10 protein-coding genes are annotated in these 14,793 nt (G+C 70.1%); 3 read left to right on the top strand and 7 right to left on the bottom strand.

The features are described 5' to 3' along the window. Positions 1–56: 56 nt before the first annotated feature. Entirely contained in the window at positions 57–446 is a 390-nt protein-coding gene (locus PV646_RS21070) for an HPF/RaiA family ribosome-associated protein (RefSeq protein ID WP_500343875.1), read from the bottom strand. Positions 447–547: 101 nt separating this feature from the next. Continuing rightward, positions 548–3,334 carry an AfsR/SARP family transcriptional regulator gene (locus PV646_RS21065; RefSeq protein ID WP_500343874.1) on the bottom strand — a complete coding sequence of 929 codons (2,787 nt, stop codon included), beginning with the start codon at positions 3,332–3,334 and terminating at the stop codon, positions 548–550. 131 nt (positions 3,335–3,465) lie between these two features. On the opposite strand from PV646_RS21065, the gene PV646_RS21060 reads away from it, so the two are divergent. Then, positions 3,466–3,972 carry a hypothetical protein gene (locus PV646_RS21060; RefSeq protein ID WP_500343873.1) on the top strand — a complete coding sequence of 169 codons (507 nt, stop codon included), beginning with the start codon at positions 3,466–3,468 and terminating at the stop codon, positions 3,970–3,972. Between the two features lie 108 nt (positions 3,973–4,080). Here PV646_RS21060 and PV646_RS21055 read toward each other — a convergent pair whose 3' ends face one another. Next, on the bottom strand, positions 4,081–5,058 hold the full coding sequence (locus PV646_RS21055; protein ID WP_500343872.1) for a zinc-binding dehydrogenase: 978 nt from the start codon (positions 5,056–5,058) through the stop codon (positions 4,081–4,083). A 224-nt stretch (positions 5,059–5,282) separates the two neighbouring features. Between PV646_RS21055 and PV646_RS21050 the strand changes: the two genes are divergently transcribed. Next, positions 5,283–5,801, top strand: a complete 519-nt coding sequence (locus tag PV646_RS21050; RefSeq protein WP_500343871.1) for a hypothetical protein — start codon at positions 5,283–5,285, stop codon at positions 5,799–5,801. Here PV646_RS21050 and PV646_RS21045 read toward each other — a convergent pair. After that, a complete protein-coding gene (locus PV646_RS21045) occupies positions 5,768–8,488 on the bottom strand; it encodes an AfsR/SARP family transcriptional regulator (RefSeq protein ID WP_500343870.1) in 2,721 nt (906 codons plus the stop codon). The two genes, PV646_RS21050 and PV646_RS21045, sit on opposite strands and share 34 nt — an antisense overlap. Positions 8,489–8,683: 195 nt before the next feature. Here PV646_RS21045 and PV646_RS21040 point away from each other — a divergent pair, with 195 nt between their 5' ends. Beyond that, complete coding sequence (locus PV646_RS21040) at positions 8,684–9,670, top strand: hypothetical protein (protein WP_500343869.1); 987 nt, start codon at positions 8,684–8,686, stop codon at positions 9,668–9,670. A gap of 95 nt (positions 9,671–9,765) precedes the next feature. Here the strand turns inward: PV646_RS21040 and PV646_RS21035 are convergent, their stop codons facing one another. The 3 genes from PV646_RS21035 to PV646_RS21025 are packed head-to-tail and all read right to left on the bottom strand — an operon-like array spanning position 9,766 to position 14,793. Beyond that, complete coding sequence (locus PV646_RS21035; protein WP_500343868.1) at positions 9,766–10,935, bottom strand: hypothetical protein; 1,170 nt, start codon at positions 10,933–10,935, stop codon at positions 9,766–9,768. Then, the gene (locus PV646_RS21030; RefSeq protein ID WP_500345048.1) at positions 10,932–13,349 is read right to left on the bottom strand and encodes a tetratricopeptide repeat protein; all 2,418 of its coding nucleotides are present in this window, start codon (positions 13,347–13,349) and stop codon (positions 10,932–10,934) included. Before PV646_RS21030 ends, PV646_RS21035 begins: the two co-directional genes overlap by 4 nt. 1 nt (position 13,350) lies before the next feature. Beyond that, positions 13,351–14,793 carry a CHAT domain-containing protein gene (locus PV646_RS21025; protein ID WP_500343867.1) on the bottom strand — a complete coding sequence of 481 codons (1,443 nt, stop codon included), beginning with the start codon at positions 14,791–14,793 and terminating at the stop codon, positions 13,351–13,353.

The raw sequence follows: 14,793 nt of genomic DNA, 5'->3' as shown, positions 1-14,793 counted from the left end.
ACCCGCAGCCGCAGCGTCCTCGCGAGCACGTCCTCACCCCGGTGGACGTGCCTCGATCAGCTCCGAGGCTCGTCCTCGATCACGCCGACCTGCTCCGGGTCCTCCGGAGCAGGCATGTGGCGGATGCTGTCACTGCCCTTGTGGTCGTGGGCGCGGGAGTATCGGGAGTCCAGCACCCTTCCCAACTTGTGCGCCGCCCCGGCGTACGCGTCGTCCACGGTGGTCGCGTGGTGGGTGACCGCGACCGGCTGTTTGCCTCCCGGTCGCGCCTCGATGACGCACTTCTTGTCCTCCGGCTTGCCGCCCCCGTCCTCACTGAGGTGCACTTCCACGCGGGTCAGCCATCCGCTGAACCGGGACAGGCTGCCTTCCAGGTCGGTGGTCACATAGGTGGCGAGTCGTTCGCCACCGTGGATGTTGTGGTCGGTGTTGACCTGGATCTGCATGAGCACCCTCCGGAACGGAACGGAAACGATCCTGGTCGGTACCACGGGAGCGGCCGGTTCAAACGCGGCGAGTCTGCTCGTCGTCCGGCGGCAGGACGTCGTCACCCGAGTTCGTCGAGTTGTCGCCGCACTCGTCCGGCATCGTCGTCACGGCCCTGCTCCTGGTACAGCTCCAGCGCCTCCTCCCACGCCGCGCGGGCCTGATCGGGCCGTCCGAGCGCTGCGTGCGGATGGCCGGCGTGGTCGAGGGTGTCCGCGACGTGGTACGAGTTGCCCTGCGTCCGGTACAGCGCCACGGCCTGGTGGTAGTGGTCGACGGCCTGCCGGTGGTCGCCCACGCGGTGGGCGATCAGGCCGAGGCTGTCCAGGGTGGCCGCCTCGCCGTCCGGGTTGTCGTGGCGGCGGTGCAGGGTCAGGGCGGCGTGGCAGTGGTCGCGGGCGGTGTCGAAGTCGTTCAGGCGCGCGGCGTACCAGCCGACCTGGCTCAGCGCGACGGCCTCCGCCACCGGCTGGCCTTGGGTGCGGCGGAGGTCCAGGGCGTGGCGGGCGTGTTCCAGCGCCCCCTTGTCGTCTCCCAGTTGCTCCATCACGAAGGCGAGCGCCAGGTGGGTGTGCGCCTGTTCGACGGGGTCCTGGTGGTTCACCGCCAGGACCAGGGCGCGGTTCAGGTGCCGGGACGCCTCCTCGTGCAGGTCCAGGCGGGCGCAGGCGAAGCCGAGGCTCCGCAGGGCACTGCTGAGGGTGGTGGGGTCCGGCAGGTGGGCGGCGGCGTCCACCGCGGCCCGCCACAGGGCGAGCATGTCCCGCCGGTGTGCGCGCCGGAAGTGGAAGGTGCTCAGCGCCCAGGCGAGGTGCCAGACGACGTGGTGGCGGTGCAGGGAGGCCGCCGCGCGTTGGGCCGCCAGCAACGTGATGTGCTCGGCTTCCAGCCATGTCGTCGCTGCTGCGGCGTCGCGTAGCGGGTGCGGATGGACGCCGTGGGCGGGTGGTTCGGGCGGCAGCAGCTGGCGGGCGGGCTCCAGCAGGCGGTCGGCGTTGTGGGCGGTGTGCAGGTAGAAGTCCATCACCCGGTTCAGGGCTGCCTCCCGCACGGCGGCGGGCAGTTCGTGAGCGGTAGTCGCGGCGTAAGCGCGAACCAGGTCGTGCATCACGTACCGGCCGTGTGCCCGTCGCCCGACCAGAGACGACTCCTCCAGCGCTGACAACGCCCGACGCGCGTGAGACGGCGACAAGCCGGTTAGCGCGGTGACGGCGGGCAGGGCGATGTCGGGGCCGGGGGCGATGCCCAGCAGCCCGAACAGGGTGCGCTGCTCGTCGGTGAGCCAGCGCAGAGACCACGACAGCACGGCAGGCAGGCTCGCGCTGGAGTCCGTGCCGTGGTCGAGCATCTCCACGCCGAACTCGCGCAACTCGGCCGCGATCTCGGCCAACGGGACGTCCGCGCGGGACGCGGTGTTGCGGGCCGTGATCGCCAGCGCCAGCGGGTAACCCCCGCACAGCGTGACCAGTTCGTCGACGGCGCCGGGTTCGGCGGCGACGCGGTCCGCGCCCAGGCGTGCGACGAGCAGTGCTCGTGCCTCGGCCCGGTCCAGCACGTCCAGTTGCAGGTGACGCGCACCGTGCCGGTCGATCAGCGAGGCGAGTCTGGCACGGCCGGTGACCAGCACGGTGCAGGTCGGACTGCCCGGCAGCAGCGGCGCCACCTGGCCGGTGGTGGCGGCGTTGTCCAGCACCACGAGCATCCGTTTGCCGGACACCAGGCTGCGGTACAGCGCCGCCTGGGCGTCGAGGTCGGCCGGGATGCGATGAGGGGCGACACCGAGCGCCGTGAGGAACCCGAACAGCGCCGCGTCGGGCGTGACCACCTGTTCGGTCGGGCTGAAGCCGCGCAGGTCGACGAACAGCTGCCCGTCGGGGAACCGGTCCAGGTGACGGTGTGCCCACGTCAGCGCGAGCCAGGTCTTCCCGATCCCACCGGCCCCGCCGACCGCGGTGATCAACACCGTCGTGCCGGGAGAGGCGTCCGCGACGGAGTCGAGGGAGAAGGCGAGCTGGTCCAGATCCTCCCGGCGGCCGACGAAAGAGGAAGGCGCGGCGGGCAGTTGTCGGGAGATCACCACCGCCTGGGCCACGTCGGCGGGCACCGGGATCAGCCGCGGGTCGCCGACGAGGATCTGCTGGTGCAGGTTCTGCAGGGCTTCGCCGGGATCGGTGCCCAGCTCCTCGACCAGACGTCCCCGCAGTCGTCGGTAGTGGTCCAGGGCGTCGGCCGATCGCCCGGCGCGGTGCAGCGCCACCATGTACTGGCCGGCGACACGCTCGTCCAACGGGTTCCTGACGGCCCGCGCCGACAACGGCGGTACCAGTTCCTCACCCAGGCCGACTGCCAACCTGGCGTCGGTCAGGTCGTGCTCGGCGGCCTCGTACTCCTCCTGCCACCGGTCACGCTCGCCATCGGCCCACTCGCCGCTCAGACCGGACAACGGCCGGCCCTGCCACAACGCCAGCGCCTCGGTCAGCAACTCGACCTTGCGCGGGCCGTTCGCCACACCCCGGACCCGATCACGGAGAACGCGGAACCGGAGCAGGTCGACCGCCTGGTCCGGCCGGTCGACCTCCAGGGCGTAGCCGTCGGAACGGTGCACGATCGCCAGCGCGCCGGAGAACGCGCCGCGCAACCGGGAGATGTGGGTGTGCAACACCGCGCGCCCTCGTCGCGGCGTGTCGGCACCCCAGACCCGGCCCATCAGCCGATCCGCGGGCACCAGACGGCCGGCGTCCACCGCCAGGGCGGCCAGCACACATCGTTGTCGTGGGGTCCCGAGGTCCACCAGCCGTTCGCCGGCCCGTGCGGTCACCTCTCCCAGCAAAGCGATCTTCACCGACATCCCCGCCCCCTCAAGGGACAGGGATAGCGCGCTGACCAGCGACATACAGGACGTTGACCAGAAGTTCGCACGAACGGCCGAGCACCGTTGCGCCAGCAATTCGCAGTCGCCAGAAGAACGAAGGAGAACCGGTGAAGTCATTCCGATCGACGCAGAGCCTGGTCGCCGGCATCGCACTCGCGGTGGCCCTGGTCGCCGGCATGAGCTCGTCAGCTCAGGCGGCCACCCCGGCGGGCGACGATGACCCGAACGTCCACGTGTCGACAACCCTGTCGATCGCCGAGGTGCCCGCGACGGGGACATCCCTGCTGCTGACCACGACGACCACCGACGGCGTCACGCCACAGGAGGTCAAGTACACGTTGACGAAGGATCAGACCCAGAACTGGTACAACGCGGCCATCGCGGGCGGGGTTCCGGCGGTGATCGCGTTGTGCGCGACCTCCGCTCCCGGCTGGCTGAAGGCGCACTGCACGGCGCTCGGCTCCCTCGCCCTCACGTTCCTGGTGGCGAACCCGCCCAACGGCAGGTGCCTGCAGGCGTTCGCCAAGTTCGGCTGGCCGCCGGTCGGAGTCCGGTACGTCACCTGTCCCAGCCTGGCCTCGATCACGGACCTCCGGTTCGCGCTGCCTGCCTGACGCACGACCCGGCGGACGGAGACCCCGGAGGTGGATCGGCGGCGCACCTGCGTCGTCGATCCACCTCGTCGTGCCTGGACCGACGCTCGACGACGCGGTCCGAACCCGTCAGGGACGCAGAAGGATCTTGCCCTTCCTACCGGGAGCCGCGTTGCCGCGCGCGGCGTCGGCGATCTCCTCCAGCGAGTAGACGTGCTCGACCGGCACGGTGAGCGCGCCCGAGGCGATGCCCGTGACCAGCTCACCCAGCAGGGAGGCCCGCTTGCCGGCCGCCATCGCGGGGAAGACCTTGCTGCCCCAGAAACCGGTGACGGTCACCTGCTTGAAGATCACGTCACCCGAGCTGATCTCGAGGGTGGGGGAGGCCATCGCGCCGAACACCACGAGCCGGCCGCCCTCGGCGAGCAGCGAGACGACGTCACCCGCGGCCGCACCGCCGACCGAGTCGACACCGGCCCTGATCGGGGCGTCGCCGACGATCTCGCGGACCCGGTCGCGCCAGCCGTCGTCGTCGGTGGCGACGACGTCGCCGATGCCCTGCTCACGAAGCTCGGCCACACCGTCGGCACGGCGCACGAGGCCGAGGACGCGGACGCCGCGGGTCGCCGCCAGCTGGGCGACGAGCCTGCCGACGGCTCCGTTGGCGGCGTTCTGGACGAACCAGTCACCCTCGGCGAGCTCCAGCGAGTCGAGCAGCGCGATGGCGCTGAAGGGCATCGACACCAGCTGGCTCGCTGCCTCGTCACCGATGGCGTCGGGAACCGGGATGAGCGTCTGGGCGGGCGCGACCACGAACTCGGCCCAGGCGCCGAAGGTGCCACCGGAGGCCACGCGCCGGCCCACCTCGAGGCCGTCCACGCCCTCGCCGAGCGCCTCGACGACCCCGACGAACTCGGTGCCGGAGCGGGCGGGCATCGCGGGCTTGAAACCGTAGGTGCCGCGCGCGGTCCACAGGTCGTGGTTGTGGACGGGGGAGAGCAACACCCGTACGAGGACCTCTCCGGGACCGGGCCGCGGAGCGGGTACCTCCCGCACCTCGAGGACCTCGGCGGGGTCACCGAACTTCTGCTGGACCAGTGCGCGCACGACATGCCTTTCCGAGGGTGCGGGGGACGTGTCACCACAACGCGGCAGCGGGCCGCGCTATGCCGCTGCCGACGTTGATGAGCGTGAGGTCACAGCCAGCCAGGGGAGGGCGGCGTTCCGCATCGGCCGCCCCGTTCCGACGTCGATGTATCGGCGATGTATCGACTGTGTATGCCGCCCCCGGACGCTGTGGGAGCAGTGCAGACATGCGAAAAGGGGATCTCATGCGGTTCACGAAAGTCACGGTCGCTGCCATCGGCCTGCTCGGCGCGGCCCTGATCGGCACCGCCGCTCCGGCCGGTGCGGCCGGCGGAGAAGCGTTCAGCCCGAACGTCGAGATCGCGCAGCCGTGGCTCGACGACACGGCCACCGCGTCCGCCGTCGCAGGTGACGTCACCATCCAGCAGACGGCGGCCGGCGCCATCAAGTGGATGTCCGACCGCCGCGGCAGCACCGCCTACGAGGGCTACTGCGAGCGCGCCGTCCGCCTGGCGTGGGACCGCTCGACGCACCACGCGTCGGCGATCGACCACTGGCGGTCCTCGGACGGCACTCGCCGCACCACCGGCACGCCGCCCAGGGGCGCGTTCGTCTTCTGGAACACCAGCCAGTACGGCCACGTGGGCATCGCGGACGGCAACGGCGGTTTCTGGTCGACCAGCGTCGGCGGCAAGATCGGCCACGGCAGCTCGACCGGCTACTTCCGCAACTACCTCGGCTGGAAGCCCGGCAACAGCAACTGATCCAGTGATCCCGCCGCGCGTGCGAGGGCTCGCCGCGCGGCGGGTTCGCCTTCCCGGTTTCCGGTGCGGCGGTAGGTTTCCAGCGACTGCTGCAGGAGGGCGTGCGCCTCCCGCGGGTGGCCGTTCGAGATCAACGCCTCGCCCAGCTCGACCTGGGCGAACGCCGTGCACCGCTCGTCGGTGAGGTCCGTCAGGATCGTCACCGCCCGGCGTGCGCTGACCAGTTCCTGCTCGTGTTCGCCCGTGCTGCGGTAGAGCGCGGAAAGCCGCACCAGCACCAGGGCCTCGCGGTGTGCGTCACCGAGGTCCGCGGCGAGCCGCCGGGCGTTCGTGAGCCATTCCCGCGCCTCCTCGGGCCTGCCGAGCGAGCCGTGGACCGAGCCGATCGACGCCCGCACGTGTGCGACGGAGTGCAGATCGCCCGCGCGCTCCAGCAGCCGCAGGCCTCCGGTGTAGAACTCCATCGAGCGCTCGTACTCCGCCCGCAGCCGGTACACCACGCCGATGCCAGCGAGGGAGGTGCCCTGGCCGCGGTCGTCGTCGATCGAGCGGTAGAGCTCTTGTGCCGCAAGCAGTCCCTGCTCGGCTTCCGCGAACTCGCTGCGGTAGATGTGCACCTGGGAGATGCCGCGCAGCAACGCCGCCTCGCCCGCCCTGTTGCCGGCCGCCCGGACACTCCGCAACGCCCGCGCGTGGGTGCGCGCCCAGTCCTCGTAGTGGCTGTGCAGGTCGAAGAACGGCACGCAGGCGGCCGCGAGTTGCCACGCGACCTCGTCGAGGCCCGCGTCCGCCGCGAGGTCGACCGCGCCGCACAACGTGCGCCGTTCCGCCTCGAACCACGCGACGGGCTCGGCGAGCAGGTGTTCCGGTGCCGCGACCGGGGCGACGTCGGCGATGGTGGTGCCGAACGTGACGGGCAACCGCCGTGCGGCCGTGACCGCGAGCCAGAGCCACGCGCGCAACGTCCGTTCGAGCGCGGCCTGACCGTCCGGCAGCGCGTGGTTCAGAGCGTGGCACCGCAACAGGTCGTGCAGCCGGTAACGCGGCTGGCCGATGCCGTCGGCGCCGAAGGTCTCGAGCAGATGAGCGTCGACCAGCCCGTCCACGAGGTGTTCGGTGCCCGGTTCGCCGAGCAGTGTCTCGACCACCCAGCTCGGGAAGTCGTGCGGGCCGAGCAACGCCAGCCGCACGAACGCCCGGGACTCGGGCGGGGACAGCTGCCGGATGCTCAGGTCGAAGCTCGCCCGCACCGCCAGCTCACCGGAGGTGAGCTCGCGCAACCGCGTCGATTCGTCGACGAGCCGCTCCCGCAGCACCTGCATCGACCACCTGCCGCGCCCGGCCAGCCGCGCGCCCGCCACCCGGATCGCCAGCGGCAGGTGCCCGCACGCCGCCGCGATCGCCGCCGCTTCGTCGGGCTGGGCGCAGACCCGGTCCTCGCCCGCGATGGCGGCGAGCAGTTCCGCCGCCTCTTCCGGGGAGAACGGTGACAGCTCCACCTGCAGCACGCCGGGCAGCTCCGACAGCCTGCGCCGACTGGTCACCAGCACCGCGCAGCCCGCGTCGGCCGGGAGCAGGGGCACGACCTGGCTCACCGAGGCGGCGTCGTCGAGCACCACCAGCATCCGCCGCCCGGCGAGCTTGGAGCGGAACAGCGAGGCTCGCGCGGTGACCTGCGCGGGCAGCCCGGCGCCCGTGATCCCCAGGGCGTGCAACAGTTCGGTGAGCACCTCACCCGGTTCGCGCGGGTGGTCGGAGGTGCCGCCGAGGTCGACGTAGAGCTGTCCGTCCGGGAAGTCGTCACCGACCTGGTGCGCCACCCGGATCGCGAGCGTCGACTTGCCGACACCGGGAGGCCCGGTCACCGCGGCCGGTGCGGAGCCCTGCCGCAGTGCCGTCGTCAGCACCGCGATCTCTCCCGCGCGGCCGCAGAAGTCGAACACCGTCGGCGGTAGCTGACGGAGGGGAGCGGGTGCCGGTTCGTCGCGCAAAACCGCGAGCTGGACCTCTCGCAGCGCGGATCCTGGCTCCAGCCCGAGCTCGTCGGTGAGCCGCACGCGCATGTCCGCGTAGACCTGCAACGCCTCAGCCCGCCGGTTGTCCTGATGCAGCGCCAGCACGAGCTGCCCGCACACGCCCTCGCGGTAGGGGTGCTCCGCCAGCAACCCCCGGAGCTCCGGGATCGCCTCGGCGTGCTCACCCGAGGCCACCTGCAACCCGAGCCGTTGCTCGGTCGCCGCGAGCCGGGCCTCGTCGAGCCGCGCGAGGGCGAGCGTCCACGCGTCGTGGTCCGGCAGGTCCTCGAGCGGACGACCGCGCCAGAGCGACTCCGCCCGCCGCAACAATCCCAACGCCACGTCGGGCCGCCGGCGAGCGTCCGCGACAAGCTCGTCGAACATCAGCGCGTCGAGTTCGTCAGCCTCGAGCTCAAGCACGTAACCGGTGCCGTGGGTGCGCAGCCGCTCGTCGAGCAGCCGCCGCAGCCGCCAGACGTAGGTCCGGACGTTCTGCACCACCGACGGCGGCCGAGTCGCGGGCCACAGGGCCTCGATCAGCTGGTCGAGGGAGACATCGGTGTTCGCGTGCAGCGCGAGGTGCGCGAGCAGGGCCCGCTGTTTGACGCCGCCGAGCTTCTCCCTGCGGCCGTCCAGCCAGACCTCCAGAGGGCCCAGCACCCGCACGCTCACCCCGCTGATGGCTCCTCCGCTCCCCAGGACCTGCTCGGGTGTTCGTCCATCGGACGACGCCGGCGCCCGTGGCGTTCCCCGCCGCACACCACGATTCCGAGGCGAGTTCGGGCCGCTCACGACCCGGCCGCTACTGCCGTTCGGCGCGTTCGTTCGGGCTGTAACGTTTGGTCCCGTGGCTGTGATGAACAGCCTATGTCTGACAGCACCAAGGGATACGGAGGCTGTGCTCTCGCGCTGTTCGCCACGTGTGTGGGCATGTCGCTGTACTCGTTCCTCATCACGATCCTGCTCGCACCGGCGATGGCGGCGCGCACGGTCGTCGCCGGCTCGACGGACGTTCTGCCCCAGTGGCTGGCGTTCGCGGCGTTGTCGCTGCCTGTCGCGGCAGGCCTGGTCCGGCTCGTCCTGAGCAAGAACGGCCGGGTGCGCACGGCACCGCAGGCGACCCGATGGGCGTGGACGTTCAACCTGGGCGTGGCGCTGCTCGGTGTGCTGAACGTTCTCGCGTTCGTGATCTCCTCCGCCACCGGGAAGATCGGCGCCGACCTGGACATCGCCGTCGCGAGCGGCGTGCTCGGCGGCGCGGTGCTGCTGGCGATCTTCGTGTGGGACCGGCGGCCGCGACCGGACCCCATCACCCCGGCGGAGATTCGGTACACCGTCGAGCAGGTCGACCGGACCCTGCACCAGGTCCGTGCCGCCAACCATCAGGTGTACCAGCAGGTCCTGCAGGTGCAGAAGCGTCTGGCGGAGGTCCGCGCGTCCGCATCGCCTCCGCAGGCGACGGGTTACGGGTGGAATCCGGAGGCCGCGCCGGTCAGGCCCGTTCGATCCGAGGTGCAGCTTCGCGTTCTGCAGCTCTGTCACTTCGAGTCGTTCCGCTGCGCCGACAGCGTCCACATCGTCTACAGGTCGGCCCGAGTCTCGATGGACACGTTGTCCCACATGGAACAGCGGGCTCTGCGGGGTCGCGCCGAGTCACGGGAACTCGCGGGACACCTCGCCTGGGGACGGAACCGGCTGAGCGCGGAGGTGGACGTCGGCCTTCGCAGGGTCCAGTCCCTGAACGCCGACACCCACGAGCTCAAGCACGAGATCCGCGACACCTGCGGCGCGCCAGGGCAGCGCTGGTTCACCCAGCTCGAAGCCCGCAACGCCGAGCGGCGCGCGTTCGGCTGAAATCGCCCAGGAGCGGTTCCGGATCCATTACGTGGCAGCCGATCCTGCCCCGGCCCACTCGCAGGAGACGAGAGCCTGTTCGCCCATCGGATCGCTCAGAGGCGCAGTACGCCGAAGGTGTTCACCTCTACGTCCGCGGGAATGTCAGCGTGAGTCACCACCCGCAGTTCGGGGAACCGGGGCCGGATCGCCGGTCGCACCAGCGCCGCCGTGGCCGGATCGGCGAGCAGCAGACAGCCCGGGGGGAGCGTCAGCCTGACGAGCTCGTCGTGCAGCGCGACCACGGTTGCCTCGGACATCGCTTCCAGCGGATCGACGCGGTGTACCTGGACCTCGCCGTTGATGATGTACCGCCGAAGCGAGGTGAGGCCCAGGAACGGCTGGACCGCGGAGGCGACGTCGGAGCCGTGCTCGTCGGGTGGACCACTCGGGAAGGCCTCGGCGAGTGCCTCCAGCACAGCCCGCAGGTCCGTGATCGGAAGTCCTCTGTCGAGCAAGACCCGGAAGGCGGAGGTGAGCTGGGCGGTGCTCCAGCGTTCTCTCGTCGCGCGGACCACCTGGGGAAAGTCGTCGGCGAGCCGGGTGATGAGGAAGTCGGCCACCTGAGCGGTGAGCAGACTGCCCGCGTACCGCTCGGCCGCGGTGCGCACGAGCTGTTCCCGCCACTCCGTCTGGTCCCGCGGCAGGTGCAGGTCGTTCAGCAGGACGTTGTCCTGGCCGTGCTCGGCCCGAACCTCGGGGACGATCAGCCCGAGCTCGTCCCAGAGCCAGTCCACGACGCTGGGAAGGGGGCCTTCGTAGTCCGCGCCCCGAAGCGCGATGCGGGCGGTCTGTTTCGAGATCACCGCTTCCGCGATCTCCACGGCGGGTCCGGCCTGCTCCCAGTCGACGTCCCTGAGGTGGTGCAGAGCGAAGCCGCGATGGAGCAGCCGGTTTGCGACCTGGTGAAAGAGTTCCAGAGGTGCGTCGGGTGCGATGGCGCCACCGACGTCCGCGGCGGCTCCGCGGCTCAACCACTTCTGTCTGTACTCGTGCAGCGCGGTGACGATGACTTCCACACCGGCAACGGAACCCAGCACGAACGACGTCTCGTCGTTGATCGTGATCCTGATCGCGGCATCCGGCAGCTGTGCCGTCGTCGCACTCACCGTCGCGCCGGGCAGGCCCAGGACGGCCGCGATGTCCTTCAGGTATCCGCGCAGCTCGTGGATCAGGGCTTCCGGAAGGGTTTGTCCTGATTGGACTGCGACAGCCAGCTCGTTCATTCCGCTACCACCGCCCGCTGCCCGGTCACCGAGGCGAGGTCCAACACCGGTTCACCTCGGCGCAGCCGCCGTCGCACCAGTCCGGTCAGGGTGCCGAGATCAACAGCCGGCTGGTTCTCCGTGCTCACCGTGCTGAGCCGGTGGGCCATCTCGTCATGACCGACGAACTCCGCGAGATGTCCGAGGATGACCTCTTGTGCCCACCTGAGCAGGTAGTCCTCCGGCGGTAGCACGGTCAGGCCGGCATCAGCGACAGCGGAGGCGTGCTCCGGCGCGATGATCGTGCCCTCCGTTCCGGCCGGGCGCGCCGAGGGGGCGAGCGGGCGCACCTGCTCGAGCGGGGCGTCGCAGAAGAGCTCGGACGTCGGCAGCACACCGACCCTGACCGCGGCACCGGACAGCGTGCACCTCACGTTGCCGGGTGCCCAGCTGGTGAGCGTCGACATGCGGATGCCGGGCAGCCACACTCCTGTTTCCCTCTCCACTTGGTCCCGCATGGCAGTGATCTTCTGCTGCAGCGTCGCGCTGAGTTCGGTCGTCTCCGGAACGAGGATGATGGGAAGCCACTCGTCCGACACCTCCACCCGGATGGGGCGTACGACCGGGACGCGGTCGAACACCGCCTGTCCGTACCGCCGCATCAGGTCGGCCTGGCGCTCCAGTGCTTCGAGCCGGGTGTGGTACTCGTCGCGGTCGGGTGCGAGCGCCACCGCCTGCCGCAGGGACTCGATCGCCAGGGGGAGCTGGTCGAACTCTCCGGTGCGGAAACGGCCCTCACGGGCTCTGGCGATGTTGGACTGGATGACAGGGCTCGTGTTGCCGGCTGCCAGCGACAGCTGGAACTGCTGCTCCGCTGCCTGGTAGTCCTCCAGCCAGTACCGCATGTTGCCGAGGAGGTTCAGATAGGACCCCTCGTACGTTTCGCCGCAGATCTCGCGGATGGTCCCGAACAGCCGTCTGGCCGACTCGGTCGAGTTTCGCTCCTGGTAGAGACCTGTCGCGAGGTCCTCCAAAGCGGCCACGAGATTGGTATCGCCGGGGAACCGCCTCAACCCGGTGACGAGTTCGTGCTCGGCCTCGGCGATCCTGCCCAGGCGGTCGAGGCACGCGCCGATCCGCGCGGTGAACGTGGCCGCCCAGCCGGGGTGCAGCCTTCTGGCGTTTTGATAGTGAGGGAGGGCTATGGCCCACTCTCCCAGCTGTTCGTGGAACCAGGCCGATCCGAACTGCGTGTCCGCCGAGTTCGGTGCGAGTTCGGTGGCAGTGGCGAACATCGCGCGGGCGGTCTCGACGTCACCTGCGTCGAACCGTGCGTAGCCGCGCGCGACGTAGCCGCTGATCTGGTCGGGAGCGTGCTCGATCGCCGCGCGATGGTAGAAATCGGCGCTGTCGAGATCGGCCTTGAGTTCCGCGGCGTCAGCCAGGCGCATGTAGATGTAGTGCTTCTTTTCCGGCCAGGTCCGCAACGCCATGTCGATCAGCATCGCCACACCTGAGTCGGACAGCCCGTCGGCAGACTGCTGCACCTCGAGTTTGACGAGATACGCCCATCCCTCGATCTCGCCTTCGGCGATCACGCTCCGGTAGCAGCCCTCCGGCTGTTCATTTCGCCGGTCCGCCGGATCGACCTTCTCCAGGACTCGGCCGAGCACACTCCAGCCCCGTCTGGTGTGGGGATCCGCCTCGACCACGGCGCGCGCGATCTCCCAGGCTCGTCCGAGAGCATCCCGCTCGTCGGAATCCTCGGAGGAGGCCTGCTCGAGCCACCACTCCGACCAGCCGGTCCGCACTCGGTCCGGTGCGCCCCCCAGCGCCTCTGCGCGGTCCAGCAACTCCCTCGCGGCCGTGTGCCGGCGGAACACGTAGAGCTCCACCATCGCGAGGTTCTCCACCAGGTACGTCAGGGCGACTGGCGGTAGCCAGTCCTCGCGCGACAGCCGTTTCATCACGTCGTAGGTCTCACCCCAGCGGCTGTCGAGGCTGGCCAGTCCGGCGGCGCACAATTCGGCGAGCTCTGCCGCGTCGCGCTCACGCACCGGACAGGGTGCCAGCAAGAGGCGTCGCCACACCGCCTCCGGCCAGTCCCACATGCCCCGCACCCACATCGTCCGCCACAGCCGCCATCCCTCGTCGGGTGACCGGTCGAACGCCTCGTCGAGCTGCCGCGACACGCGCTCGTACAACAGGTCGTGGCACCGCGCACGCAGCTCGCTGAGCGCTTCGTGAGCGTTCTTGTCCGTGTTCGTCGCGATGACCCCTGTGATGGCCCCCGAGAAGTACGGGAGTTCGTCCCGCCCGGCGGCAGTCGCCCGCACGGCCTCCACCGCGGGCACGACGCGGGTCATGTCGGCGCCGTCGAGCACCGCGCGCCGATAGCAGTCGGCGACAGGAATGACGAGCGGCCCGCGCTCCATGTCAGTCAAAGTCGGACACCCCCCGATCCGCGACTGGCGATCTCGGCACCTGACCGGCTCGCGGCAGCGGCACCCGGCAGGTCCCGCAGATGTGGTCGTCGGCCATGCAGGGATGCCTGTTCTCACACCACTGCAGGGAACCAAGACACTTGGGACATTGGTCCATTCCCGCGCGGACTCTCCGGCGGCACTTCACGTCGTCGTCGTCTCGGTAGGGGCAGGGCAGTGACTCGTCGCCCGCCTCGCGTGAGCCGCCGGAGGATTCGGCAGGGGACTGCCGCCTCAGGATGACCGCCTGACGGCTTTGCAGGAACAACAACGGGGTGCCGAAATGACGGCTGTTCCACGACGTCGGTGCCGAGCGTTTCGCAAGCTGGATGCGCGCCGCCGTCACGGCGTCGTCGATCGGGTGTCCGACCGACAGGCTCGCGTAGATCTGCTGGGCGAAGTAGTCGGCCTCGCCGTTCTCGATGTCGAACTGCATCGCGATCGCGGCCGGCGTGCCGCTCCTGACGAACTCCTCGGCACCGCTGGCGAAGGCGCGGTAGGAGGTACCGCTCTGACAACTCTGCAGAAAGACCAGCCGGGGGAGCCGTTCCTCCGGAAACAGCTCCCTGATCTTGGACAGCGGTATCCACTCGATCTTGGGGAGGTTGCGCTCGTCGGAGACGGCCAGACGCTTGCGCCAGGTCTCGTCGTCCATCCGGATGGCGAAGTGCGGGCCTTCCTTGGTCATCTCGCCGTGGCCGACGAGATGCAGGATGTGCGGCCACCACGGAGTGGCGGAGCCGATCCCCAGCCGCTTCTCGACGTCCTTCATCGTCGGGCTGGACAGGACCTCGACCTCCACGTCGGGACCCCGCAGTTTGTCGAGTTGGGGACCCAGCATCTCCACCGTCACGTCGGACATCTTGGGAGGACTGCTGGACACGATCACCAGGATCCGAAGTGGACGGTCGGGGGGCTCGAGCGAGTCCACGATCTTCGGCGGTGGCGGCACGAACCGGGTGAGCACGAGCTGGGCGCCGGTCGACGGGGCGGCGATGAAGTATCCGCCGCTGTGCTCGTCGATGTAGATGAACTCCCACGGGCAGAGCGCCAGTCGACTGGCCGCAGGTTCGAAGGACAGGGTCAGCCGCAACCGGCTGTCGCGGTGCCCGGCGGCGTTCAAGGAGTTCAGCGCGGCCCTGAGCAGGCCGTCCACCGGGGAGTCCTTGCTGCCGAACACACACCGGTAGAGGTGTTTGCCGAGCAGCTCGAGAAGGGCACGAGAGCAGTTCGGGTCGCTGGCGACCCAGGAAGCCAGTCGTTCGATCGTCAGCAGGGTGAGGGCGTCACCGCCGAGCGGCACGCGGCTCAGGATGGGGGAGTAGTCGGCCTCGACGCTCAGCGTCTGCTCGTCGTGGACGGTGATCTTGAAGTTGACGTAGGTGACGGGGCTCAT

Origin of the sequence: Streptomyces sp. ID05-26A, from assembly GCF_033794685.1 — a bacterium.
Lineage (GTDB): Bacteria > Actinomycetota > Actinomycetes > Mycobacteriales > Pseudonocardiaceae > Lentzea.
The sequence above is the reverse complement of the archived record's forward strand: the minus strand, read 5'-3'. Positions and strand labels throughout refer to the sequence as shown.

Bases quoted from the DNA above. Each gene is read 5' to 3' on its own strand.
- PV646_RS21070 (WP_500343875.1), bottom strand. From the start codon at position 446: ATGCAGATCCAGGTCAACACCGACCACAACATCCACGGTGGCGAACGA.
- PV646_RS21065 (WP_500343874.1), bottom strand. From the start codon at position 3,334: ATGTCGGTGAAGATCGCTTTGCTGGGAGAGGTGACCGCACGGGCCGGC.
- PV646_RS21050 (WP_500343871.1), top strand. From the start codon at position 5,283: ATGCGGTTCACGAAAGTCACGGTCGCTGCCATCGGCCTGCTCGGCGCG.
- PV646_RS21040 (WP_500343869.1), top strand. From the start codon at position 8,684: ATGTCTGACAGCACCAAGGGATACGGAGGCTGTGCTCTCGCGCTGTTC.
- PV646_RS21035 (WP_500343868.1), bottom strand. From the start codon at position 10,935: ATGAACGAGCTGGCTGTCGCAGTCCAATCAGGACAAACCCTTCCGGAA.
- PV646_RS21030 (WP_500345048.1), bottom strand. From the start codon at position 13,349: ATGGAGCGCGGGCCGCTCGTCATTCCTGTCGCCGACTGCTATCGGCGC.
- PV646_RS21025 (WP_500343867.1), bottom strand. From the start codon at position 14,793: ATGAGCCCCGTCACCTACGTCAACTTCAAGATCACCGTCCACGACGAG.